General features: G+C 47.2%; 22 protein-coding genes. 10 read left to right on the top strand and 12 right to left on the bottom strand.

Annotation, left to right across the window (positions count from 1 at the left end):
- The coding region (locus tag LSG34_RS19510; RefSeq protein WP_233010992.1) for a hypothetical protein at positions 1-308 on the bottom strand (308 nt) is incomplete at its 3' end.
- Between the two features lie 65 nt (positions 309-373).
- Here LSG34_RS19510 and LSG34_RS19515 point away from each other — a divergent pair.
- The 3 genes from LSG34_RS19515 to LSG34_RS19525 are packed head-to-tail and all read left to right on the top strand — an operon-like array spanning position 374 to position 4,733.
- Positions 374-2,758, top strand: a complete 2,385-nt coding sequence (locus LSG34_RS19515; RefSeq protein WP_233010994.1) for a TonB-dependent receptor — start codon at positions 374-376, stop codon at positions 2,756-2,758.
- A gap of 41 nt (positions 2,759-2,799) precedes the next feature.
- Positions 2,800-3,501 carry a response regulator transcription factor gene (locus LSG34_RS19520; RefSeq protein ID WP_233010996.1) on the top strand — a complete coding sequence of 234 codons (702 nt, stop codon included), beginning with the start codon at positions 2,800-2,802 and terminating at the stop codon, positions 3,499-3,501.
- A 2-nt stretch (positions 3,502-3,503) separates the two neighbouring features.
- The gene (locus tag LSG34_RS19525) at positions 3,504-4,733 is read left to right on the top strand and encodes a sensor histidine kinase (protein ID WP_233010998.1); all 1,230 of its coding nucleotides are present in this window, start codon (positions 3,504-3,506) and stop codon (positions 4,731-4,733) included.
- A 78-nt stretch (positions 4,734-4,811) separates the two neighbouring features.
- On the opposite strand, the gene LSG34_RS19530 is transcribed toward LSG34_RS19525, so the two are convergent.
- The 5 genes from LSG34_RS19530 to xseA form a co-directional block, all read right to left on the bottom strand.
- Positions 4,812-5,345: a dihydrofolate reductase family protein gene (locus tag LSG34_RS19530; protein WP_233011000.1), complete on the bottom strand. Its 534-nt coding sequence runs from the start codon at positions 5,343-5,345 to the stop codon at positions 4,812-4,814.
- Between the two features lie 107 nt (positions 5,346-5,452).
- On the bottom strand, positions 5,453-6,163 hold the full coding sequence (locus LSG34_RS19535; RefSeq protein WP_233011002.1) for an SDR family oxidoreductase: 711 nt from the start codon (positions 6,161-6,163) through the stop codon (positions 5,453-5,455).
- 65 nt (positions 6,164-6,228) lie between these two features.
- Positions 6,229-6,825 carry a TetR/AcrR family transcriptional regulator gene (locus LSG34_RS19540; RefSeq protein ID WP_233011004.1) on the bottom strand — a complete coding sequence of 199 codons (597 nt, stop codon included), beginning with the start codon at positions 6,823-6,825 and terminating at the stop codon, positions 6,229-6,231.
- A gap of 148 nt (positions 6,826-6,973) precedes the next feature.
- Positions 6,974-7,426 (bottom strand): hypothetical protein, encoded by a 453-nt coding sequence (locus tag LSG34_RS19545; protein ID WP_233011006.1) that lies wholly within the window; start codon positions 7,424-7,426, stop codon positions 6,974-6,976.
- Positions 7,413-8,765 (bottom strand): exodeoxyribonuclease VII large subunit, encoded by a 1,353-nt coding sequence (gene xseA / locus LSG34_RS19550; RefSeq protein ID WP_233011008.1) that lies wholly within the window; start codon positions 8,763-8,765, stop codon positions 7,413-7,415. Before xseA ends, LSG34_RS19545 begins: the two co-directional genes overlap by 14 nt.
- A 130-nt stretch (positions 8,766-8,895) precedes the next feature.
- Here xseA and guaB point away from each other — a divergent pair, with 130 nt between their 5' ends.
- Both guaB and guaA read left to right on the top strand, forming a co-directional pair.
- The gene (guaB, locus tag LSG34_RS19555; protein ID WP_233011010.1) at positions 8,896-10,365 is read left to right on the top strand and encodes an IMP dehydrogenase; all 1,470 of its coding nucleotides are present in this window, start codon (positions 8,896-8,898) and stop codon (positions 10,363-10,365) included.
- Positions 10,366-10,439: 74 nt separating this feature from the next.
- Positions 10,440-12,017, top strand: a complete 1,578-nt coding sequence (gene guaA, locus LSG34_RS19560) for a glutamine-hydrolyzing GMP synthase (RefSeq protein ID WP_233011012.1) — start codon at positions 10,440-10,442, stop codon at positions 12,015-12,017.
- Between the two features lie 79 nt (positions 12,018-12,096).
- Here guaA and LSG34_RS19565 read toward each other — a convergent pair whose 3' ends face one another.
- Positions 12,097-12,315 carry a hypothetical protein gene (locus tag LSG34_RS19565; RefSeq protein WP_233011014.1) on the bottom strand — a complete coding sequence of 73 codons (219 nt, stop codon included), beginning with the start codon at positions 12,313-12,315 and terminating at the stop codon, positions 12,097-12,099.
- Positions 12,316-12,526: 211 nt separating this feature from the next.
- On the opposite strand from LSG34_RS19565, the gene tadA reads away from it, so the two are divergent.
- Positions 12,527-13,048, top strand: a complete 522-nt coding sequence (tadA, locus tag LSG34_RS19570) for a tRNA adenosine(34) deaminase TadA (protein ID WP_233011016.1) — start codon at positions 12,527-12,529, stop codon at positions 13,046-13,048.
- On the opposite strand, the gene LSG34_RS19575 is transcribed toward tadA, so the two are convergent.
- Both LSG34_RS19575 and mltF read right to left on the bottom strand, forming a co-directional pair.
- The gene (locus LSG34_RS19575) at positions 13,038-13,205 is read right to left on the bottom strand and encodes a hypothetical protein (RefSeq protein WP_233011018.1); all 168 of its coding nucleotides are present in this window, start codon (positions 13,203-13,205) and stop codon (positions 13,038-13,040) included. The genes tadA and LSG34_RS19575 overlap by 11 nt on opposite strands.
- Before the next feature lie 56 nt (positions 13,206-13,261).
- Positions 13,262-14,713 (bottom strand): membrane-bound lytic murein transglycosylase MltF, encoded by a 1,452-nt coding sequence (mltF, locus tag LSG34_RS19580; protein ID WP_233011020.1) that lies wholly within the window; start codon positions 14,711-14,713, stop codon positions 13,262-13,264.
- A gap of 151 nt (positions 14,714-14,864) precedes the next feature.
- On the opposite strand from mltF, the gene purL reads away from it, so the two are divergent.
- A complete protein-coding gene (gene purL / locus LSG34_RS19585) occupies positions 14,865-18,758 on the top strand; it encodes a phosphoribosylformylglycinamidine synthase (protein ID WP_233011022.1) in 3,894 nt (1,297 codons plus the stop codon).
- A gap of 218 nt (positions 18,759-18,976) precedes the next feature.
- On the top strand, positions 18,977-19,639 hold the full coding sequence (locus LSG34_RS19590; RefSeq protein WP_233011024.1) for a PilZ domain-containing protein: 663 nt from the start codon (positions 18,977-18,979) through the stop codon (positions 19,637-19,639).
- Between the two features lie 63 nt (positions 19,640-19,702).
- Here the strand turns inward: LSG34_RS19590 and LSG34_RS19595 are convergent, their stop codons facing one another.
- The 3 genes from LSG34_RS19595 to LSG34_RS19605 all read right to left on the bottom strand — a co-directional run bounded on the left by LSG34_RS19595 (position 19,703) and on the right by LSG34_RS19605 (position 23,350).
- Positions 19,703-20,404, bottom strand: a complete 702-nt coding sequence (locus tag LSG34_RS19595; RefSeq protein WP_233011026.1) for an OmpW/AlkL family protein — start codon at positions 20,402-20,404, stop codon at positions 19,703-19,705.
- Positions 20,405-20,595: 191 nt separating this feature from the next.
- Positions 20,596-22,302, bottom strand: coding sequence for a GNAT family N-acyltransferase (locus LSG34_RS19600; RefSeq protein WP_233011028.1), 1,707 nt, complete (start codon positions 22,300-22,302; stop codon positions 20,596-20,598).
- Positions 22,303-22,546: 244 nt separating this feature from the next.
- Positions 22,547-23,350 carry a UDP-2,3-diacylglucosamine diphosphatase gene (locus LSG34_RS19605; RefSeq protein WP_233011030.1) on the bottom strand — a complete coding sequence of 268 codons (804 nt, stop codon included), beginning with the start codon at positions 23,348-23,350 and terminating at the stop codon, positions 22,547-22,549.
- 102 nt (positions 23,351-23,452) lie between these two features.
- Here LSG34_RS19605 and LSG34_RS19610 point away from each other — a divergent pair, with 102 nt between their 5' ends.
- Both LSG34_RS19610 and LSG34_RS19615 read left to right on the top strand, forming a co-directional pair.
- Positions 23,453-24,373 carry a 2-hydroxyacid dehydrogenase gene (locus LSG34_RS19610; protein WP_233011032.1) on the top strand — a complete coding sequence of 307 codons (921 nt, stop codon included), beginning with the start codon at positions 23,453-23,455 and terminating at the stop codon, positions 24,371-24,373.
- Positions 24,373-25,137, top strand: a complete 765-nt coding sequence (locus tag LSG34_RS19615; RefSeq protein WP_233011034.1) for an enoyl-CoA hydratase-related protein — start codon at positions 24,373-24,375, stop codon at positions 25,135-25,137. The genes LSG34_RS19610 and LSG34_RS19615 overlap by 1 nt, the downstream gene beginning before the upstream one ends.
- Positions 25,138-25,159: the final 22 nt, after the last annotated feature.

The raw sequence follows: 25,159 nt of genomic DNA on the forward strand, positions 1-25,159 counted from the left end.
GCTTTCGCTGCGACCTGGGGTCGCCTTTTATGAATTACATCCATGTAATTCACCCTACGGGCCAGCCTTCGGCTGTTAGAAAGTGCTTCCTGCACTTTCTTGCTTTGGATAGCTTTCTTTTGGCGAAGCAAAAGAAAGTATCTCGCCAGCGGCGAAACGTTTTTAGCATAATATCCAGCACTTGCTTCTAAACCAGCTCTGTACCCCAGACAGAATGTAAGCGTCACAACGACCATACCGCAAGATGTGGCCGCCACAGCCATCCTGTCTCTAATACAACTTTCATCTTTTGGCGACTTTTTAGTCACATTAGCTCTGCTAGCCTGCCAGCGTTTCTTCAAATAAATACGGTCAATTTTTGGAGGTTAGCGAGATGAGTAGACAATTAAAACAACTATGGTGTTTGACTCTGTGGGTGCTGCTGATTGGCTTGCCACTTTTTACCCATGCAGCAGAGGCGCCTGGTGCGCTGACCTTTATCGTCAAAGATCAAAATACTGATCGGCCACTGTCAAAGGTGCAGATCACTATTAAGCAAAGGGAAACCTCTGCTACTCAAACTTTAGAAACTGACGAGCAAGGTCGCATCCTTGTTGAGTCGCTTGAGCCAGGTCTGTACTCGGTGGACGTCGCCAAAAGCGGCTTTGCTTCATTAAATGCGCCCAGTGTGCGGGTGGTGACGCGCAAAACTATCAAAATAGAATTCGAACTTAAAGAGCACTCCATTGAGGTTGTAGAGGTTAGGGGGCGACAATCTGATACATTTGCATCTGGCTCCAGTACCTATCTCGACAGAGAAGCCCTGGCAAGCGCTGTTGGCGGAGGTGCAGATCCGCTGCTGTCGTTGGACGGATTGCCTGGCCTGGCATCCGCCAGTGAGTTTGCCAGCTTTAGTGTACGTGGCCGTGGCCCACGAGATAATTTGTTATTCGTTGATGACTTTCCCTTTGATAAAGCGGTGCACTTTGATGCAACTTTAGGTGAAGAGGAAGATGTCGGTGGTGGTGGTCGTTTCTCTATTTTTGCACCGAACGTGATCGGCGGAGCAGAGTTCTCACCCGGTGGTTGGGGGCCAGCTTATGGCGGCCGGGCAGCATCACTGCTCAAATTAGACGTCGCTGATGGTAATCCAAGCCCTTCAGCCAGTTTTCGTTACGACCTTGCAGGTTATGAAGTGGGTTACGATGGCCCTACCGGTATCACGGATGACTCTACTATGCTGTTTTCTGCAAGGCGGCTGGACTTCGGCGCTTTGTTTGAAACTATTGAAGAACTGGATATTGGCGAGCCTGTGTTAAGAGATATCATCCTAAAGTCGGTTATACCCATCAATCAGAACCATAGCTTTGAAATTTTGCTGATGGATACCCACGAAGACTATGTTCGCGACGTCACTCACGTTTTTGCATCGCCTAATTTTGAAGATGTTGCGCTTCAGTCTGCCGAACAAGATAGTGATTTGTATGGTCTGACATTGCGATCATTGGTAGGTGAAGATGCGGTCTGGACCAATAAGGTCTACTACCGCAAAAGCGACAAGTTAAGCTCAGAGGGCGAAGCATTTCCTGATCTGGTACCCGCAGGATCACCGGCGTCTGATTTTCCGGTGCGGGAAGACATTATTACCATAGGTGAAAATGAAACGGAGACGGGCTGGCGAAGCGATTTTGAAACAGCGAATCAATGGGGTCTGTTCAGTTCTGGTGTTCAGCTCACGCAAATTGATCTGGACTACAACACAGTCTTAGATGGCGATTGGAACCGGTTTGTTTACGACGACGATGATTTCAGACCAGACCCACAGCAGCTCTTTATTGTGCTGACTCCTGAGAACATCAATTCTTCAATAAACCAAAAAGAAACGAGTTATGCTGGCTACGTTAATCAGGTTTTTGAGCAGGGTGATTGGGATTTCGGCACTGGCTTGCGGCTCGAACGGGACGGTTTTGCCGACGAAAGCCTAGTGTCACCCAGGTTCAGCCTTAACTGGCAGCCAGCTGGTAAGGTCAGATATTTTGCGAGTGCAGGACTTTTTCATCAGTCGCCACGCTTTCTATACCTGGCTGCTAACGAGTCAAACGACCTGAAGAATGAAAAAATCAGCCATGCTAGTGTTGGTTTCAAATATTTCCCGAACACCAATTGGTCTGTGTTGACTGAGGCCTATTATCAAAAGCTCGACGATTTGGTGGTCGACCTTGATAGAGCAAGCGGTACCTTTGCCAACATGGGGGACGGCACATCGTACGGCGTCGATATCGTGCTTATGGGGACAATTCGTGAAGGCCTATACGCTAGCGCAACCTATTCTTACAACGATGCCGTAGTTGATCGCAAAGACGGTCGCGGTGACGTAGCCGCTGAATTCAGTCGCGACCATGTGGCTACCCTCGGCTTGACCTGGGAAATCAATGATCGCTGGAAGGTTGCCGGGCGCTACAAATATCTTTCCGGCAGACCAGACGACATTTTTATTATTCATTCAGACGTTTTGGGTGCCGGACAACCCTTACGCTACTCGAAAGAGATCACAGAACGTAATGTAGGTCGCAAAAGCGGTTCAGGCTTGTTGAACCTTCGTGTGGACTATAGACGAGCATTTGGCCCTATAGATGTCACGGCCTTTCTCGATGTCATCAACGTCACCTCAGCTTCGTCAAGCGATGACACTGAGTTTGACTATCGCCGGGGCGTTGAAGTGAAAGACGATAGCGAAGCCGAGCCACTGATTGGTCTTCGATTTGACTACGCTTGGTAAGATCGAGTGCAAGGGCTAGAACCGGTAAGGAGTAACAGCAGATGGTCCAAAAATTGGGTGCAGCGCCAGTAAGAGTGTTGATTGTCGAAGATAACCGCGACATTTGTGCCAACATTGCCGCCTATCTCGAAAAGCATAGCTATATTCTGGATTTTGCCTACGACGGTATAAGCGCGATGCACCTGGCGTTGACGAACCCGTTTGACGTCATTGTACTGGACCTGATGCTGCCCGGTATGGATGGCCTGAGTTTTTGCAAAAAGCTGCGCGCTGATGCCAACATAGATAAACCCGTGTTGATGCTGACTGCGCGCGACACGCTTGACGATAAACTAAAGGGGTTCGAAGCGGGAGCTGATGACTATTTGGTTAAGCCATTTGCATTACAGGAGTTGCACGCACGACTGCAGGCGCTGTACAAACGTAGTCATGGCAAAACCGACAACCTGCTCACTGTGGGTGAGCTGACTCTGAATAAGTCGACGCTGCAAGTGTATCGCGCCGGGCTGCGTGTTGATCTCAACCCGACCTGCATGAAACTACTGCAACGATTGATGGAAGAAGCGCCTGCTGTTGTGGATCGCGAAGCTCTCGAAACCTTGTTGTGGGCAGACGAGCTGCCTGATGGTGATGCACTTCGCTCGCATATGTACAAGCTGCGCCAGGCGATAGACAGGCCCTTTGATAGCCCGCTTATTCATACAGTGCATCGTATTGGTTATCGAATTGCGGAGGATGCTTAGCCATGTACCGTCGCAGTTTACGCCAGCGTGTCGCCTTTGCATTTGCGGTCTGTGTTGCTGTACTCAGCCTGGCCTGGGGCTTTGCTTTTTTTGGTGCGATCAGGTTGAGCGAAGACCGTGTGCTGATGCAGCAGCTGGAGGTTGCCGCCAAAAGTTATCCCACAGTAACGATGAACCTTCGCGGATACGATGATATTGCCAGCCTACCGGAATCACTGCAGGAATGGGCGCAGACGAACCCAACTGAAGGATTGTACGAATTCGAAGCCGAAGAATTGCATGTCGCTGTTATAGCTTCTGACAATAAACAACAAAAGGCCTTTGTGGTGTTTGATGTTGCCGGTATTGAGGCTGCATCCTCAGAGGATTGGTGGTTGCTGCTCGTTATAAGTGGTGTGGTGGGGACCTTGGGTGTTTTGGGTTTTGGGCTTGGAATTGTGGTGATGCGCAGGGCTGTCGCCCCTGTAGCGCAACTCGCCAAAGCTGTTGCGGACATCGATCTTGAACACCTGTCGGCCGCTGATCATAAACGTATAGAGTCTGGCCGCTTTGGAGACGATGAGGTCGGTGTGCTCGCGAGGACTATTGAGAGTACTCTTGAGCGCATCAGCGCCTTTGTTGCGAGGGAGCGGGACTTTACCAGTTCAGCCAGCCATGAGTTGCGCACTCCCATCACTGTGATCACAGGCGCGCTTGAACTGCTGGAACAAAGTGAGCTGTCAGCGACCGATGTTCAGACACTAGACCGGGTCAGGCGCGCAACGCTCGATATGAAAACCACCATTGAAATGTTCTTATGCCTCGCCCGCGAAACGGATAACGGCTTATATGACGAGCAGTTTTTAGTGGCGCCGTTGGTGAGGCAGGCGATCGATCTGCAGCGACACTTGCTAAACCGCAAGTTGGTCGATGTTGAAATTGACTATATTGAAAACCCTTGCGTCTGCGGGCATCAACAGGCTTTTTCTATCGCGGTCAATAATCTGGTGCGAAATGCATTCGAGCATACGCACACCGGGCAGGGGCCAATCTCGATTCTCATTAAAGAGCACGAGCTATTAATTACCAATCAGCTTAGCAGTGACGTTTACAAGCTGCACACGCCGACTGGTTCGTCATCCCAGGGACATGGCTTGGGTCTGGGAATAGTGCAACGGCTATGTGAACGTAATGGCTGGTCCTTTAGGCTGCACATTGAGGGCGCGCGCGTAGTTGCCTGTCTTTCGTGGTGATGACGGTAGAAATCGCATGACTGCTTTCGCTTTTTGCCATCAACCAGAACAGGAGTAGATGCAAAGCCCAGAAAAAGCTTATTTGCAACTATACCTGCTTTGCACAAAACCACTCTGGTACACCCGGGTTTCCAGATGTTGTAGTTTTAAATCCGCAGCTAAAGTACCAAACAGTGGTATACCTTCTCCTATCAACACCGGAATACGGGTGAGCGTCAATTCATCCACTAGCTGATGGCGCAGGCTTTGTTGAATGATATTACCGCCATCCAGATAAACAGCTTTATAACCTTGCTGCTTAAGCTGATGAAGAATATCCACCATAGCACCCTGACGGATCTCTACTTTGTCTTGTAGTTCAGGCGGTAAATCAGCAGAGCTTAGCTGATGACTCAACACTACAGTTTTCACCGGATAGGGCCATTCAATACCAAAGCTCAGTACTTTTTCAAAGGTCGCCCGACCCATCAGGATCAGATCAATGCCGGACATAAAGGCGCTATAGCCATGATCGTCTGTTGAGTCTGTGGCAGAGGTTAACCAATTGATGTCGCCATCTTTTTTGGCGATAAAACCGTCCAGGCTGGTGGCTATAAATACTTTTACTTTCATTGGTTTTCCGCCCTTTAAATGACAAGTTACAGCAGCAACTATCAGAACAGAAAACTCCCCCGGCGAACAGTTAAAACTTGTAGTTCAGCCGGGGGACTTTGTTAGTATTAATGTCCTGGCAGTGCATGCAAATACACTTGCGGAGCAGAAGACAAGGCCTGATGGATCATTTGAGTAGGCTCATCGGCCAGCACTTGATCAGCACCTTGCTCTAAACCATCTAAAGTACGGCTGACGACTTGCTCTGCTGATACCTTAGGCACATCTAAACCTTTGGTTAAATCAGTGTCGATAAAACCTACGTGTAAACCCAACACCTGAGTTTGCTGAGCTGCCAGCTCCTGACGTACCGCATTGGTCATGGACCAGGCGGCTGATTTAGTCACAGAGTAGGTGGCTAATAACGGGCCTGTGATCCAGCTGGCAATAGACAACACATTGATAATGCCACCGCCGCCGTTTGTTGCCAGCACTGGGGCAAAACTCTGAGTTAAACGCAGTGGGCCATAAAGGTTGGTTTCCAGCTGACGACGCATCATGGTTTCAGCATCTTCGGTCAGCATGGCGCCAAGTTCTGCTACACCAGCGTTATTGATTAACAAGGTCAGATCTGAACATTGTTCTACCAGTCGTGCTATATCGTCCTTGTTAGTCACATCTAACTTCACCGGAATTACACCTTCCAGTGTGATGCTATCCGGGTTGCGTGCTGCGGCATACACTTTACGGGCACCACGGGCCAATGCTTCTTTTGCAAAAGCCAAACCTAAACCACGGTTAGCGCCTGTCACTAATACCACTGCATTTTCAAGTTTCATATCATTTACCTTATTAAAAATATGATTATTGTCATATTTGTGGTTAAAAAAAAGGGCGAACCCGACTATTGGTGTTGTTGACTCTCTGCATAACGTCGAACTAAATCTTCACGGCTTGCTGTTAAATAAAAGCTTGCCTGATCTGTGCCTTTTAAACCCCGTGCCAGCTGAAGCGAACCAATCAATGTGCTGGTCAGTAAAAACGCACTCTCGCGGTTTAGCTTCTGATTGCTGAGCTGCTGCACTTTTTCCACATAAGCCTCAATAAGTTTGCCCGCTACAGCCTTTGTTGTTGCGTCCAGCCGGAAAAAATCTGAACCAAGCGCTGCCACAGGGCAACCTGCACCTTCTGTGCAGTTGTTCAGATGTTGCTCCGACAAGTAGGTTTCGATAAAAGCAGTGAGTGGTTCACTGCCTTCACTGATCGCTTGTGCCAAGCTTTGTCTGAGTACTTCTGCTGATTCGTTGCCCGCATAAGCTAAAGCTTCGGCCAGTAATGCATCTCTGTTGGCAAAATGCGCATAAAAACCGCCGTGTGTTAAACCCGCTTGTTTCATCACATCTGCGACAGCCAAAGAGTCAAAGCCATCCCTGCGAATAATTTTTGCAGCAGTCTGCAGAATTCGCTGGTGGGTCATCTCTTTTTTACTTAAAGCTGTCATCAAAATAGCCTATGGTTGATTATATGATGATCATCATATTTTTAATTGTACCTGCTGGCAAGTACTTTTTTTGAGCAAATGTCTGTGTCTGACGCAGCGCTGGTTTAAGTGATTGAGTTTTAGGGTTTTATAGTGGAAAAATAATGACTCAGCGATCTGAGTCCAAATAGTGTTGCAGCTGCACAACCCGCTTTGGCCGTTCAAACAACTGATACAACTCCAGCCAGTCGGACAACTGCATCAGCGGTAAATCCTGTTGCCATCTGGTTTTTTCAGGCAGAAACTCAAACCCTTGCAAACCGTCGTCTTTGAGCACCTGTATGCCCGCCATCAGTTCGATTTCAAGGCCATTTTTACGAAACCGGGCAAAGCCCTTGCTGCGATAAATGGGATGGAGCGATACAGGCACAAGGTGGGCATACTGGCTTAGCAGAGCTTTAAACTGCTCAAAGCGTTCCAGTGTGCAGACCAAATCCAAATCCCGGGCTTGTGGCTCAATACCATAACACTGCAATAAAAAGCTGCCGCCTATGGCCCAGTCTTTTGGGCCAAGCAGTTGGACTAATTCTGTGGCTATTTGCCTGATCTCAGTTTGTTGCATCAGAGGGGGCAGAAATCTGTTCGATACGGGCGATAAAATGCCCCTTCGCCAGCTGGGTTTTCACCTGTTGGCCTGGTTGTAGCGTCGATGCATCCGTAATCACTTGCTGCTGTTCATCAAAGCTGATGCTGTAGCCCCGCTCTAAAGTGGCTAAGGGGCTGACAGTATGCAAGCGGCTGCTTTGCAATAACCACTGCTGCTGCTTTTGCTTCAGTAACTGCTGCATAGATTGTTGTAACTGATGGTTGTGCTGACTCAGCTTTTGTTGTTGCTGTTTAATCCGCACCAGTGGCGTCAGTTGTTGCAAACGATGTTGTAAAAACTGCTGCTGTTGGGCTGCTTTGTCGATACGTCGTAGCAAGGCATTTTGCAATCGCATTTGCAGTTCATCCAGATACTGCTGCTGTTGCTGTAAACGTCGTGCCGGGTCAAGTAAAGTTAATCGGTGCACCAAAGCCGTTAAACGGGGTTGCTGCTGCCGTAAATAGCTTTGCATCGAACGTTGCAGCCGTTGTTCTGCGGATAGCACTAACTGCAGTTGTTGTTGCTGATCCGGTGATACCAGCTCTGCCGCAGCAGATGGCGTGGCTGCGCGCACATCAGCGACAAAGTCGGCTATGGTAAAGTCAATTTCATGACCTACAGCGCTGACGGTTGGAATAGGGCAATGCGCTATTAAACGTGCCACCTGTTCATCGTTAAAACACCATAAATCTTCCAGCGAACCACCACCACGGCCAATTAGTAAGACATCGACTTCGTTGCGTGTTATGGCTTTTTGAATGGCATTGTAAATTTGTGCCGGAGCCTGAGTGCCCTGGACTAAACAAGGATAAATAATCACTTCCAGGGCTGGAGCCCGGCGTTGCAGTACTGTGATGATATCGCGGATCGCAGCGCCCGTAGGGGAGGTGACCACTCCAACTTTTTGTACTTTCTTCGGCAGCGGCTTTTTGCGTTCAGGTGCTAATAAACCTTCAGCGGCTAAAGTGGCTTTGATTTGTTCGTATTGTTGCTTGAGTAAGCCGTCACCTGCAGGTTCCAGCATATCGGCCAATAACTGATATTCACCGCGAGGTTCATACACACTGATACGGGCGCGGATCAGAATTTGCTGACCATTTTTTGGCTGCAGGCTGGCGTATCTGTTGCTTTGTTTAAACATCGCCACTTTCACCTGAGCGGCCTGATCTTTTAACGAAAAGTACCAGTGGCCGGAAGAGGCTGCGATAAAATTAGATACTTCACCCACCAACCAAAGCTGACGAAATTGCAGCTCAAGAGTCAGGCGAACTTCAGAGTTTAAGCGGGAGACAGTATAAATATCAGCTTGCGACATAACAGAGATCTCAACGGTTCAGGTGGCTAATGTAACACAAAAGCGAAAAATTGATTGTGGCAAGGCGCAAAAGCGGATAAAATTGCGCCGCAACATTCCCCCCTCTTTTTTTAACAGCGAGATTGTTGCAATGCTCAGGATCGTGAAAGAAGCCATTACATTTGACGACGTGTTACTTGTACCGGCGCACTCCACTGTGTTACCCCATACCGCAGACCTGCGGACTCAATTGACCAGCAAAATTACGTTAAATATTCCTATGGTATCGGCGTCTATGGACACTGTCACCGAGGCTCGTTTAGCTATTGCTTTAGCACAGGAAGGCGGTTTAGGTTTTATTCACAAAAATATGACCATCGAAGAGCAGGCAGCCAATGTTCGTAAAGTAAAAAAATACGAAAGTGGTGTGGTATCAGACCCTGTCACTGTGCGTCCGGAACAAAGTATCCGCGAAGTGCAGCAACTGGCCGCTCAGCATGGTTTTTCTGGTTTCCCTGTAGTCGATGCTGACAACAATCTGGTTGGCATAGTGACAGGTCGTGACCTGAACGTTGAAACCAATCCACAACTGGCTATTTCTTCTGTGATGACGCCAAAAGAGCGTTTAGTCACCGTAAACGAAGCTGGCCCACGTGCTGAAGCTTTGGCTTTAATGCACAAACACCGTATCGAAAAAGTATTAGTGGTCGACAATGACTTTAAGCTCAAAGGTTTGATCACAGTACAGGATTACAACAAAGCCGCCAGTAAACCAAACGCCTGTAAAGACGAATTTGGTCGCTTACGTGTTGGTGCTGCCGTGGGTGTAGGCCCGGGCACGGACGAACGTATCGCTGCTTTAGTTGAAGCCGGTGTGGATATTTTATTAATAGATACCTCACACGGTCACTCTGAAGGCGTGTTAGATCGCGTACGTCAAACCCGCGCTTTATACCCTGATTTACAAATAGTGGCCGGTAACGTTGCCACAGCAGAAGGCGCAAAAGCCTTAGCTTTGGCAGGTGCCAACGCTGTGAAAGTGGGTATAGGCCCAGGTTCAATTTGTACCACCCGTATTGTCACTGGTTGTGGTGTACCGCAACTGACAGCTATCTCTGATGCAGTAGATGGCGTGCAGGGCATGGACGTTTGTATTATCGCTGACGGTGGTATCCGCTTCTCAGGTGACATCGCTAAAGCTTTAGTCGCTGGCGCGCATTGCGTGATGGTAGGTTCAATGTTTGCTGGTACTGAAGAAGCGCCAGGCGACGTAGAGCTGTATCAGGGCCGTTACTACAAATCCTACCGTGGTATGGGTTCATTAGGTGCTATGGCACAACGTAATGGCTCATCTGACCGTTATTTCCAGGGCAGCAACAACGCTGAGAAGTTAGTACCTGAAGGTATTGAAGGTCGCGTAGCCTACAAGGGCCCAATCGGCACTATTATTCACCAGCAAATGGGTGGCCTGCGCTCTTCTATGGGCTTAACAGGTTGCTCTACTATTGCTGAAGTCCGCACCAAGCCGGTCTTTGTCAAAGTAACTTCTGCTGGTATGGGTGAATCGCACGTGCATGATGTGCAAATCACCAAAGAAGCACCAAACTACCGCTTAGGTTAACCGCTTAATCAGAGGCTGGCGTTTTGCCAGCCTCTGTGTTTTATCCATTCGACATTTGTTACTACAAGGTGATTATGAGCAAAAACATTCACTTCCATCGAATTCTGATCCTCGACTTCGGTTCGCAATACACTCAGCTGATCGCCCGTCGTGTGCGTGAAATTGGCGTTTACTGTGAGCTGTGGGCATGGGACGTTACTGCTGAACAAATCGCTGAATTTGCTCCAACCGGTATTATTTTATCTGGTGGTCCTGAAAGTGTGACCGAAGCTGGCTCGCCTCGTGCGCCATCTTATGTATTTGAAGCCGGTGTGCCTGTGCTGGGTGTTTGCTACGGTATGCAGACCATGGCTGAACAACTGGGCGGTAAAGTGTCCAGTTCTGATCACCGTGAATTTGGTTATGCTCAGGTTGAACTGATTGCAGAAAATGCCATGTTCACCGGTATTGAAGATCATCTGAACGAACAAGGCCGTGGTTTATTGGATGTCTGGATGAGTCATGGCGACAAAGTAGTACAAATCCCACAGGGTTTTGTTACGACTGCGCAAACGCCAACTTGCCCTCATGCTGCTATGGCTGATGAAGCCCGTCAGTTCTATGGCGTACAGTTCCACCCTGAAGTGACTCATACCCGTCAGGGTCTGCGGATGTTAGAGCAGTTTGTGGTCGATATCTGTGGTTGCGAAAAACTCTGGACTCCGGCCACCATTATTGATGACGCTATTGCTAACATCAAAAAGCAGGTTGGTGATGATCAGGTGATTTTAGGTTTATCAGGTGGTGTCGATTCCTCTGTCGTGGCGATGTTATTACACCGCGCTATCGGCAAAAACCTGACCTGTGTATTTGTCGATAACGGTTTATTACGTTTAAACGAAGGCACTCAGGTGATGGAAATGTTTGGTGACCATTTTGGTCTGAACATTATCCATGTTAAAGCTGAAAACCGTTTCCTCGACGCCTTAAAAGGTGAAGCTGAACCTGAAGCTAAACGTAAAATTATCGGTCGTGTATTTGTTGAAGTATTTGACGAAGAAGCGAAAAAACTAAGCAATGCTCGCTGGTTAGCTCAGGGCACTATTTATCCTGACGTGATTGAATCAGCAGCGTCTAAAACCGGTAAAGCTCATGTGATTAAGTCGCACCATAATGTCGGTGGTTTACCTGCAGATATGAAAATGGGCTTAGTCGAGCCACTGCGTGAACTCTTTAAAGATGAAGTGCGCAAAGTAGGTTTAGCTTTAGGTTTGCCATACGACATGCTGTACCGTCACCCTTTCCCAGGCCCGGGTTTAGGTGTGCGTGTATTGGGTGAAGTGAAAAAGGAATACTGTGATTTATTACGCAAAGCCGATGCGATTTTTATCGAAGAGCTGCGTAATTCAGGCTGGTATGACAAAGTTAGTCAGGCTTTTACCGTATTCCTGCCAGTGAAATCTGTCGGCGTGATGGGCGACGGCCGTAAATACGACTGGGTTGTGTCAATTCGTGCCGTAGAGACCATCGACTTTATGACAGCACACTGGGCACATTTGCCTTATGAGCTGTTAGGTACTATCTCTAACCGCATTATCAATGAAGTGAATGGCATTTCCCGTGTGGTGTACGACATCTCAGGTAAGCCGCCAGCAACTATTGAGTGGGAATAATTTATCCTTCGTACTTGAAGCCGCAGCTTTGAGTCGATTGGATAGAAAAGGGGCAGATTTAATCTGCCCCTTTCGCTTTTTACAGCTTATTGATTTCGTGTTTCAGCTGATAGGACTTATCCGTCACTATGGCTTCTAAAGTGGCTACCCGTTCTTTTAACTGATCTAATTGCTGTTTAATTTCGTCATTTGATTGACCGGCACTTTTTAGTTTGATTTGTGTTTTGGTGTAGTTTTCATAAAAAGCATAACCAAAAGCGCCAACAACAGCGACAAAACCTATTTCAAATGGTCCCATGATTTTCCTTCCCTAAGTCTGTATTAACTAAACTGAATAATAAGCCTACTACAAGCAGCAAATGTTATACCATAGTTACTATCTTGTTTATTTTCAAATGCTTAACCTATTTTTATAGCAACGGCGTTAAGCAAACTTGCTAAAAGATAGTCAAAAGCTTAACCAGAGCTGGTAAAATTAGCCACACGCAACAGCAGCGCAAGGAGAAAAGGTGACAGCAGAAGACGATTTACACTGGATGCAATATGCCTTGCAACTGGCCGATAAGGCTGAGCAAAGCGGCGAAATTCCTGTAGGTGCTGTTTTGGTTAAAGAAGGGGTGGTGCTGGGTGAGGGCTGGAATCAGTCGATCCAACTGAATGACCCCTCTGCTCATGCCGAAATGATAGCGATCCGGCAGGCTGCAGAAAAAATTGGCAATTACCGTCTGATCGATTGCACCTTGTATGTAACCCTGGAGCCTTGTGCCATGTGTGCAGGTCTTTTAGTGCATAGCAGAGTGAAACGTCTGGTATTTGGTGCTAAAGATGCAAAAACCGGTGCTGCGGGCTCTGTGCTGGATATAGTTCGGCATCCGGTGTTAAATCACCAGTTGGATGTTCTGGATGGTCCTTTGGCGCAGCAATGTGCAGACAAACTCTCTGAATTTTTCCGCCGTCGCAGGGCAGAACAAAAGGCATTAAAACAGCTGGAAAAACAACAGAGTGTTGGGGAAGGGCAGTTTAAGCCGTAGCTTCGATAGCGCTGGCTAAATCCTGGATAGATTGGAAAGAGCGGCGACGTCTGTTTAACTTTAACATTGTCATATTACGGCTGACGCGTCTTCTGCTGGATGCAACATCCATTAATCGCCGCTTGCGCAGCATTGTTGGTTTTTTACGTTTTAACATTCAATGACTCCAAATTATTTTCGCTAATATAAAAGCTTAGCGATGCAGTTACAAGATTAAGACTGCTTAGGAGTGCTGATGTTCCCTGACTTTTCTGCTGAATTTACCGCTTTATCGCCAAATTGCTCGTTAAGCCGCTGTTTTTGTTGATCTAACCTTTGCTCGGTTTTTTTCTTTTCATCGACCCACAACAGTGTATCGTAGAAACGACGGACGTTTTCAACATAATAAACAGCCTGAGCACCGCGGGCGTAACCCAATCTGGTGTTCTGGTAATAACGTTTTTGCTGCAGCAAGGGTAAGCGTTGTTTAACTTCATGCCATTGATCCGGATTGGCACCATCCCGCTCTGTCAGCACCCTGGCACTTTCGACATGGCCCCAGCCGATATTATAGGCAGCTATAGCAAACCAAAGCCGGTCCGGCATCTGAATACGCTCAGGAATGCTCTCCAGCATACGTTGCAGATACTTACTGCCGCCTCTGATGCTTTGCGCAGGGTCCAGTCTGCTGCTGACGCCCATCATTTGTGCAGTGCCGACGGTCAGCATCATCATGCCCACTACACCAGTGGAACTGCGAGCTTCAGGACGCCAGTTTGATTCCTGGTAACCAATAGCCGCCAGTAAACGCCAGTCAAAGTTACCGGCATATTTTTCAAATAATGGCTGATAACGGGGTAAGTCTTTTTCAATGGCTTTGATGTAATCCAGAGTCGCGACGTAATCAAAACGGCGGATATGGCCAAAGTATTTATCTTCCAGACTCAATAAATCGCCGGACTGATAATTCTGACCAAAAAATTCAATCAACACAGCCCAGAAGGAGTCATCGGCTTTGTTGCTCAAAAGCCAGGCCACGGGCTGTTGTTCTTTCACTTTAAAGGCAACAGTTAAGTTAGGAAAAAAGCGTTGATTGACGGCCAGTAAGTTTGAGTCAACCAAGGTATAAGGAATTTTTCCATCTTCGACTTGTTGCAGCAGTTCATCGGCATCTTCGGATTCACTTTCCTGCCACTGCAATTGTGGATGGTCTTTTTGCACAGCACTTAAGGTTTCTGCTAAAGAGCTGTCTTTGGGGACCAGCACTGGTTCTTTGATATCTTTAAAGCTATTTGGCTTTTTCTGGCCCTTACGGTACACCAGCACTTCGTTGCGCCATAAATAAGCCGGCGCTATACGATATTTTTGTTTCCGGCTTTCGGTGACGGCCAAACCACCGGCTATATAGTCAACCTGACCGGAGTCGAGCTTTTGCAGTAATTCTTCACGCTGATAACTGGGGAATAACTCCAGTTCAACGCCTAATTTTTCTGCTAATGCGACTGACAGTTCATAGTCGTAGCCTGTTGGGCCATCAGCGCCGACATAATAGCTGGTAGGGCTGTTTAAAATGCCAACCCGAATGCTATCTCTTTGATAAATTTCATGAAGCTGAACAGGTTCCTGCACCGGAGTACAAGAAACTACTGCTGTTAAGACAGCTCCTAAAATACCAAATCGAATCATCCGGTTATGCCTTTCATCACAAAGAGCGCCATTTATACCAAAATTCCTGCTGGTCGTCAGATCTTATTCATACCATTACAGCGGTTTTTTCTTTATAATGCGGCGCCTGATTTTGGGTTCCATTGTCGCTCAACCAACGGAAAAAAAACCTATGTTGATCCTGCGTGGTGCACCTGCACTGTCCGAGTTTAGAGTTCAGAAGTTCATCGATCTTTGTGTCAAAACCAATTTGCCTGTGAATGGTGTTTATGCCGAATTTATGCATTTTGCTGATTTAAGCAGCGAACTGTCGGCTGAACAACAGACGACTTTAAGCAAATTGCTGACTTACGGACCTACTATCGTCAGCCATACACCAGAAGGTTTGTTGCTGGTGGTGACGCCACGCCCTGGCACTATTTCTCCATGGTCGTCTAAAGCGACTGATATTGCCAAAAACTGTGGCCTGAGTCAGGTGAAACGTTTAGAGCGAGGTGTGGCTTATTATATCCAGACCACTGCAACTTTGACTGAAGCTCAGCTGCAGCAATTAAAAGCTCTGGTACACGACCGCATGATGGAAGTGGTGTTCAGCGAGTTTGAACAAGCTTCTGCCTTATTCCGTAAAGCTGAACCAGCACCTTTAAGTTCAGTGGATATTATCGCTGGTGGCCGCGATGCTTTAGTCAAAGCCAACATCGACATGGGCCTGGCGTTAGCCGACGATGAAATCGATTATCTGGTGACGAATTTTAATCAGTTGGGCCGCAACCCAAATGATATCGAACTCTATATGTTTGCGCAGGCCAACTCTGAGCACTGCCGTCATAAAATTTTTAACGCCGACTGGACCATAGACGGCGAACAACAGCCGAAGTCGCTGTTTAAAATGATTAAAAATACTTTTGAAAAAACGCCGGAACACGTGTTGTCTGCTTATAAAGACAATGCTGCCGTGATGACTGGCTCTAAGGCTGGCCGTTTTTTCCCGTCTGCTGACACTCAGGAGTATGGCTACAACCATGAAGATATTCATGTGTTGATGAAAGTGGAAACTCATAACCACCCAACAGCTATTTCTCCATTCCCTGGCGCTGCTACAGGTTCTGGCGGTGAAATCCGTGACGAAGGTGCTACAGGCGTAGGCGCTAAGCCAAAAGCCGGTTTGTCAGGTTTTTCTGTATCCAACTTACGTATTCCTGGTTTTGAACAGCCGTGGGAAACCGACTTTGGTAAACCAGACCGTATAGTGACAGCTTTGGACATCATGACTGATGGTCCTTTAGGTGGCGCAGCTTTTAATAACGAATTTGGTCGTCCAAATATTCTGGGTTACTTCCGTACTTACGAAGAAAAAGTACCAAGCCACAATGGCGAAGAAGTACGGGGTTACCACAAGCCTATTATGATTGCCGGTGGTTTAGGTAATATCCGTGCTGAACACGTCCAAAAAGGTGTGTTACCTGTTGGCTCCAAGTTAGTAGTGCTGGGTGGCCCGGCCATGAACATTGGTTTAGGTGGTGGTGCTGCTTCTTCTATGGCTTCTGGTCAGTCGGCTGAAGATTTAGATTTTGCGTCAGTACAACGTGAAAACCCTGAAATTGAACGCCGTTGTCAGGAAGTGATCGACCGCTGCTGGCAGCTGGGCGATAAAAACCCAATTTGTTTTATCCATGACGTCGGTGCTGGTGGTTTGTCCAACGCCTTCCCTGAGCTGGTGAACGATGGTGGCGTGGGTGGTAAGTTCGAATTACGTAACGTGCCAAACGACGAACCAGGCATGTCGCCACTGGAAATCTGGTGTAACGAATCACAAGAACGTTATGTGATGGCCATTCCTGCCGACCAAATGCCAGTGTTTGAAGAAATTTGTAAACGTGAACGTGCACCTTATGCTGTAGTAGGTGAAGCCACCGCTGAACATCACCTGACCTTATCAGATCAGCATTTTGGCAATACACCTATCGATTTACCACTGAACGTACTGCTGGGCAAAGCGCCTAAAATGCACCGTGATGTGAAAACTCAAGTCACCGAAGGCAAAGCTTTAGACTTAAACGGCGTGACAGTAGCTGATGCGGCTGAGCGCTTATTACGTTTACCTACTATTGCTGAAAAAACCTTCCTGATCACCATTGGCGATCGCACAGTGACAGGTTTAGTGGCCCGTGATCAAATGGTAGGTCCATGGCAGGTGCCAGTAGCCAACTGTGGTGTGACTGCTGCGTCCTACGACACTTACCACGGTGAAGCCATGTCGATGGGCGAACGTACGCCTGTCGCTTTATTAGACTTTGCTGCTTCTGCCCGTTTAGCTGTAGCTGAATCTATTACTAACATTGCCGCCACTCAGATTGGTGATATTAAACATATCAAACTGTCGGCCAACTGGATGTCTGCTGCAGGTCACCCTGGTGAAGATGCTGGTTTGTATCAGGCAGTCAAAGCCATAGGTGAAGAGTTATGTCCTGCTATGGGTTTAACTATCCCTGTAGGTAAAGATTCGATGTCGATGAAAACCAGCTGGCAACAGGATGGTGAACAGAAGACAGTGACTTCACCTTTATCTTTGATTATCACTGCTTTTGCCCGGGTTGAAGATGTGCGTCGTACTGTGACACCACAGCTGCGTACTGACAAAGGCGCAAGCAGCCTGATCCTGCTGGATTTAGGTCAGGGCGCCAACCGTTTAGGTGCCTCTTGTTTAGCTCAGGTCTATAAGCAGTTAGGCCAGACAGCGCCGGATCTGGAAAGCCCTGAATTACTGATGAACTTCTATCAGGCGGTGCAGGCTTTAGTGGCTCAGCAGAAATTACTGGCGTACCACGACAGGTCAGACGGTGGTTTGTTTGTCACCCTGGCAGAAATGGCATTTGCTGGTAAAGCTGGTGTTAAAGTGGATATCCAGAGCTTAGGCACAGATAACTTAGCTGTACTTTTCAGTGAAGAGTTAGGCGCAGTGCTGCAAGTAGCGAACAGCGATTTACCAGTAGTGCAGGCGATTTTAGCTCAGCATGATTTATCTGCTGTGGCGCATTTATTAGGTGAAGTCACAACTGACGATCAAATTCAGATCAGTCACGGTGATCAGCTGGTGTATAGCAACAGCCGTACTACCTTACGTACCATCTGGGCCGAAACGACCTATCAAATGCAGCTGATGCGTGATAACCCTGAAGGTGCACGTCAGGAGTTTGTCGCTAAAGCTGATGTGACAGATCCAGGCTTAAATGCAAAGTTAAGCTTTGACCTGAACGAAGATGTGGCAGCTCCTTATATCCTGAAAGGTGTACAGCCGAAAGTCGCTATTCTGCGTGAGCAGGGCGTGAACTCTCATGTTGAAATGGCAGCTGCCTACAACAGAGCAGGCTTTAATGCAGTTGACGTGCATATGAGCGACATCTTATCTGGTCGTCGTTCTTTGTCTGAATTTAACGGTTTAGTGGCTTGTGGTGGCTTCTCCTACGGTGACGTATTAGGGGCTGGTGAAGGCTGGGCGAAGTCTGTGCTGTTTAACGACAAAGCCCGCGCTGAATTTGCGGCGTTTTTTGAACGTGAAACGACCTTCAGCTTAGGGGTTTGTAACGGTTGTCAGATGATGTCGAATCTGAAGAGCCTGATCCCTGGCGCTGACTTATGGCCACGTTTTGTCCGCAACAAGTCCGAGCGTTTTGAAGCCCGTTTCAGTCTGGTGGAAGTGCAGGAAAGCGCCTCTTTATTCTTTAAAGGTATGGCTGGGTCCCGTATGCCTATCGCTGTATCACATGGTGAAGGACATGCAGAGTTTGCATCTGCTGCTGCGATGCAAGCCGCTGATCAAAGTGGCACAGTGGCCTTACGTTTTGTCGATAACTACGGCAATGTAACAACGCAATACCCGTCGAATCCAAACGGTTCACCACTGGGTATTACGTCCCTAACTACGACTGATGGCCGCGTGACTATTATGATGCCTCACCCAGAGCGGGTATTCCGCACTGTGGCGAACAGCTGGCACCCTGATGAGTGGCAGGAAGACAGCCCGTGGATGCGGATGTTCCGTAACGCACGAGTCTGGTTAGGCTAATACCGTAAAAGTGATACAAACAAGACCTGCTTCGGCAGGTTTTGTCATTTTTGTAGCGATATTTTTAAATTTTCATCGTAAATTTGTTTTGTTTGCAGATATTTTCATTTTGTGCTTGATCCCTGACACATTTTTTTACAAACTAGCTCTATCTCTGTTTATTCACTTGTTTGAGTGAGATGTCCGACATGAAGTCGGTGAGACCTGAAGGATAAGGTATGGAAGTTGTAGTTAGCTCTGAGCAACCAGACAATAAAGAATGGCTATCCCATGTAAAAATTGGTCAGCGTTTTGATCTTGAGTTATTAGATCAGCGCAAAAGCCGCTGTAGCTGCGAACTGGTGGGTTATAAAGCCGGTAAATATGTATTGTTCAGAGTAGATGACGATACGTTACCAGACCGCTTTTTTATTAACGGTCTGGCAGTGGTCTGTCGTTTTTTAGTTGAAGATTCTGTTGGCGAATGTTTTGCGTTTAAATCTGAATTACTGCAGTTGACCCGCTTTCCGGATAAATTGGCTGTGGTCAGCTTTCCCTCAGCGATACAACGTCGTGCTTTACGTAACGAACGACGTAACAGTATTTTTATTCCTGCCTCAGTCAGGCTTAATCTGGAAGTGGTGCAGAATGCCCGCAGTTTTCATGGCCATTTGATTGATGTCTCCAGCGGTGGCTGTCGTTTCTTATTTGATCCGTCGCATCAGGGCAGCAAGGTCAATCTGGCGCCTGTAGTTTTGCATATCCAATGTGAAAAAGTAGGTATTGACCAGCAAATTCAGGGCGAAGTACGTAACTCCAGGTTAGAGGAACGTGGGCTCTCTATCGGTATTCAGTTTAATCTGCCACAGCTGTACTTAGATAAGTTGGCAGTTGCTTCCTGAGAAAAGTCCTTCTGAGCCGACAATTTGTCGAGTCAGAAGGACTGCTATTGAAAGCCTACGCTATTAAAATGAATAACGGGCGCCAATCATCCAGACATAAGGGTCGATACTGACATCAACAGACTGAATGCTGTTATTGTTCACCAGTACACGACCAGTGGTATCTATATCCATTTTACTTAGCATCAGATGTGCACCCCAGCTGTCTGACAGCTTCAGATTAACACCGGCCTGCATGGCCAGTCCCCATGAATCTTTTAACTTCAATTCGACTTTATCATCTGCCTCTGCCACATTCAGTGCTTGCAAGGTACTGACTAATTCGCCAGAGACTTTTTCCTGAAAGAAGTTAGTGTAATTCAGACCTAAACCGATAAAGGGGGCAAATCTACTGTCACCTAAATCAAAATGATACTGGGCTAATAAGGTTGGCGGTAATTGTTTACTGCTACCCAGTGCTAAGCCATCAATAGCAGAACCTTTCACTTTCATATCATGTTTAAACGGAGTGGCCGCAATCAACTCCAGGGTCCAGTTTTTATTCAGTTGATAGTCGATGGTAATGCCCAACTGAGTATTGTTGTCCACCGCCACTTCAGTGGAGTTTGCTGGTAAGCCAGCCACAGTCTCGACTACATTCAAATGACCGCTGGATTCTTGAGGCGCGACACTAATAGCTCCAACATTCACTGACCAGTTAGCCAGAGCCGGAGCGGCAGAGGCGGCTAACAGTAAAGAAGCGATTGTTTTATAACTCGTTTTCATCAGAATGATCCTTAGCTTGAGAAACTGGCGTCATTCTGCGCTTTTGATGCAATGAAACTTTGCCCCAGATCAATAGTTGCTATAAACCCTTACTATGTTTAGGGTTTTTATTGATATAAAACAAAAAAGTGGCGGCTGGGAACTATAAAAGCAGCCTGAATAACTCCACCCAGGCTGCTCTTCGCACTAGATCAGGAAATATAGCGGGCTTTTTTATTGTCTTTAAGTTTCGTCATATCCACTAACACCAGACCATCCACACAATCGGCAAAGTCAGGGTCAACACCAAAAGCTAAAAAGCGCACACCACCAGGTTCGGTCAGTTCACTGTATTGTTTATACAAAGTAGGAATACTGACGCCCATATTGGCCAATAAGTGCTTTAACTGGACAAAGTCCTGACTGTAGCTATCACCGCTAAAATGCTGCTGCAGCTGGCTTAAGGTATCCATTGGTAATTCGTAGGGGATATTTGGCACAGCGCTTTGTTCAGGGCAGCGGAAATACAGGCTGTAGAAATACACCATCAGATCCCGTGCCGCTTTAGGGTAGCTGTTGGATAAACTGACACCACCAAATAAATAACGGATATCCGGATTTTGTTTCAGGTAGGCGCCTATGCCATACCATAAATAATCCAGGCTACGTTTGCCCCAATAACGAGGTTGTACAAAGCTGCGGCCAAGCTCCAGCCCCTGATCTAAATAGGGTGTCATCGCAAGATTAAACTGGAATAAAGAGGCGGTATACAAGCCTGCAAGGCCTTTCTCCGCCATTACTTTAGCTGTGTTGGCAAAACGGTATGCACCTACTATTTCTAAGTCGTCTTTATCCCACAAAATAAGTTGCTCGTAGTAGCTGTCGTACTGGTCAATATCACGGCGCTGACCGCTGCCTTCACCGACAGCCCGAAAGGCGATTTCCCGTAAACGGCCAATTTCACGTAATACAGGCGAGCTTTGCTGATACTGATATAAATAAATTTGTTTGCCGTCACTGGTTTCACCCAACAACGGACAGGCTTCAACTGCTTTTTTAAGCAAAATACGATCTTCAGGATGCGCTATCGCAGTTTGAGTCTTAAATAGTGGCGACTTGTCTTTAGCCAGACGATACAAGTGTTTTTTAAACAGTTTTACCTTGGCTTGAGTTTCCAAAGCCAGATGAGCAAAGCTGTCATAAGGGATTTGTTCACCAATTCGCATAGCGATGTTTTTATGTTTCTGATTAAACATCTCCTGCACCAGCAACATAGTGGCCAGAGGTTTGTAAATCATCGAAGCGCCATAAAACATCGCAGAGTTACGACCATCTATATAGATAGGCAGAATAGGGGCTTTGGCATTCATCGCAAAACGTAAAAAACCGCCATGCCATTTGCCATCACGAATACCGTTGGGTTTTAAGCGTGATACTTCACCTGCTGGAAATAAAATCAGCGCACCTTCGGCTGCTAAGTGATCACTGATGCGATCGATACGACTACGCTCGGTGCCACCACTCATATTATTCACGGGTAACAATAAGGAATGCAGAGGTTCAACGGCCATTAATAGCTGGTTAGCGATCACTTTGACATCAGGACGTATATCCCGCACCAGTTTAATCAAGGCTAAACCATCTAAAGATCCGATAGGGTGGTTGGCGATAATCACGACACGGCCAGTACTCGGAATACGCTCGACTTCGTTATCGCGCACTGCATAGGCGAAGTTAAAGTAATCCAGCACTTGTTCTACAAATTCAATACCTTGCAAGTGAGGGTAACGTTTGGCGAAAGCGATAAATTCTTGTTCATGCAGCAGATGGCGTAAGGCGCCTTTGACCGGTTTGGCTAACCAGGGTTTTTGTTCGAGTTTTGGCAGATGCGTTTGCATCATTTGGTCAACACTGATCATAGCGATACCTCTGTAAGGACCTTTGTTCGTACAGAGAGTAGGGGGTTAAGATGACAAAAATGCGTCAGATTTATGGCTTTTTGTGGAAATTTTAATCAGAGTGGGTGGGATATACCCAAGAAACTTGAAGTTGCGGGGAGGCGACAAGTGAGTGAGACCCCAGGAGCATAGTAGCCTATGTGACTGGGGCGAATGAGTGCAGTCAACAAAGCTGCAGCTTCAAGGGCGAAGGGTATAAACCTGCTCAGGCCACTTTGCTCTGTGCAGGTTGTTCTTCGCTAAGTACTGCCAATGGCATAGCGGCCAGCGTATGGCTTTGTTCTGTCCAGTGATACAGTGTTAATGAACCATCTTGTTGCTCTATCAAGGCTGTGCAGTTATCAATCCAGTCGCCATCGTTGCAGTAAATAATGCCGTCCTGCAGGCTGATTTCCGGATGATGGATGTGACCACAGACCACACCATCAAAACCTGAACGTTTAGCTTTCGCCACAGCTGCATCACGGTAGCGGGCAATCGCCTGCTGAGCACCCGGAACTTTGCTTTTGATAAAGGCAGCCAAACTGAAATAACGTCCACCTAAAGCACGGCGAATGCGGTTGCTCCAGCGGTTTAAAAACAGTAAGAAATCATACAGATTGTCACCCAGCCAGGCATGAAAACGACCAAAGTTCACTTCCTTATCAAACTCATCGCCGTGCAGTAACAGCAACTTTTTCCCTAAAGCCGTAGTATGGCAGCCGCGTAATTGTAATTTGATAGTGCCAAACTGACGACCTGCCCAGTGGCGGAATTCTTCATCATGGTTACCTGGAATATAAATGACTTCAGTGCCCTGATCGGCTTTGGCCAGCAGACTTTGGATCACGGCATTTTGCTCCGGACTCCAGCACACTTGTTTTTGCATGGCCCACAAGTCGAGGATATCGCCCAGCAGGTAAATGGTGTCAGCTTTGGTTTGATTGAGGAAGTTCAGCAGATAGGTCGCCTGACAGTCTTTATTTCCTAAATGAATGTCAGACAAGAAGATCGTTCGACAATGCAGCATACAAAGCTCCTGCGAATTGTTGGCCTTGGTTCTTCAGGCTCGGGTAGAATGGGGTTTACCCATGTCAGAGATATGACGAAAACTTGAAGCTTTGGTGAACAGATGTCGATAGCCCTGGTGATCCCCGATCGTAAATTAGATACTTTAGTGGAAAAGTTAAGTGCCTTATTGCCTGGAGTTTTAATCCAGCAATGGCCAGACTACAGCGCGCCTGAACAGGTGCAGATGGCTGTGGTGTGGAAGCAACCTCATGGTTCTTTAGCTGCGTTAAGTCATTTAAAAAGCCTGCAGTCTTTTGGCGCTGGTGTGGACAGCATTGTGTCTGATCCTACTTTGCCTGACTTGCCGTTAAGCCGCATTGTTGATCCGGCTTTGGCGTCTTCTATGGTGAACTATCTGGCTGGCATAGTGTTGCATTACCAACTTAGGTTGGATCTATTTCAGCGTCAGCAGCAACAGCAGTTGTGGAAGCCGAAAAGTCCACGCTCGATTCAACAGATTTGTGTATTGGGTTTAGGTGAATTGGGACAAGCAGCGGCGCAGCATTTTTTACAGCAGGGTTACCGGGTCAGTGGCTGGTCACGTAGCTTAAAACAGCTGGAGGCTATTCAGTGCTACGCCGGTGACGCTGGTTTTAAAGAGGCTGTCTCTGCTGCCGATTTGGTGATTTGTTTATTACCTCTAACACCTGATACCACAAATTTCTTAAATACAGAGCGTCTTAGTGCTTTTAAACAGGGCGCAATTCTCGTTAACGTAGCCCGTGGCGCCATAGTAGATGATGCCGCATTATTGGCGGCTTTGGACTCTGGCCAGTTACAGGCTGCTTGTCTGGATGTATTTCGTGAAGAGCCCCTGCCTGCGACTGATCCATATTGGCAACATCCGGCAGTACTGGTCACTCCGCATTGTTCTGCAGTGACCAACGTGGATACTGCTATCCATCAGATTGTTGAAAATTATCAACGTACGCTAAATGGGCTACCTTTAAAGCATCTGGTCAACAGGGAAAGAGGCTACTGATGGATAGTTTTATTATTGAAAAATACGGTCATGTTGCACTGTTACAACTGACAGCAGCAGAAAAACGTAATCTGCTAACACCTGACATTGCACTACAAATTGCAGCAGCCGTGCATCAATTGAGTTTGGATGATGAACTCAAAGTGTTGTGTGTGATGGGGACCGAGCGGGCTTTTTGTGCTGGCGCTGATCTGGATGTATTGCAGCATGCGGCAGATGGCGATGGTACAGAGCTTAAACAGCTGTATCAGGCTTTTAGTCAGGTGGCAGATTCTCCACTGCTGACCATAGCTTTGGTCAATGGTCCTGCTGTGGGGGCTGGCATGAATCTGGCGATGGTCTGTGATATTCGTTTAGCCAGCAAAGAAGCCTGGTTTGATAGTCGTTTTTTCCAGCTGGCTTTGCATCCGGGTGGAGGGCACGGCTGGTTACTGCCTCAATTGATCGGTTGGCAACAAGCCATGGCGATGTTGTTTTGTGGTGAGCGTTTAACTGCAGAACAGGCCTGGCAGTATGGTTTAGTCAAAGAAGTGTTGGCTGTTGATCAATTATTACCAAGAGCTTTGGCGATGACTGCTGATTTAGCTGCAGTGCCGACAGCTTTAGTAAGGCAAACGAAAAGCTCTATGCGTCAGTTATTGCATTGTAAGGAGCATAGCCAGGCGGTGGAGTTTGAATATCAGCAACAATTTTATAGTTTGCAGCAGGATGCTGCTCGTCAGGCTATTGCCGCTTTACAACATAAACTAGCGACTAAAAGCTAAAACTAGTCGCTAAAAGCTCAAA

Source organism: Rheinheimera faecalis, assembly GCF_021290965.1.
GTDB classification, from domain to species: Bacteria; Pseudomonadota; Gammaproteobacteria; order Enterobacterales; family Alteromonadaceae; genus Pararheinheimera; species Pararheinheimera faecalis.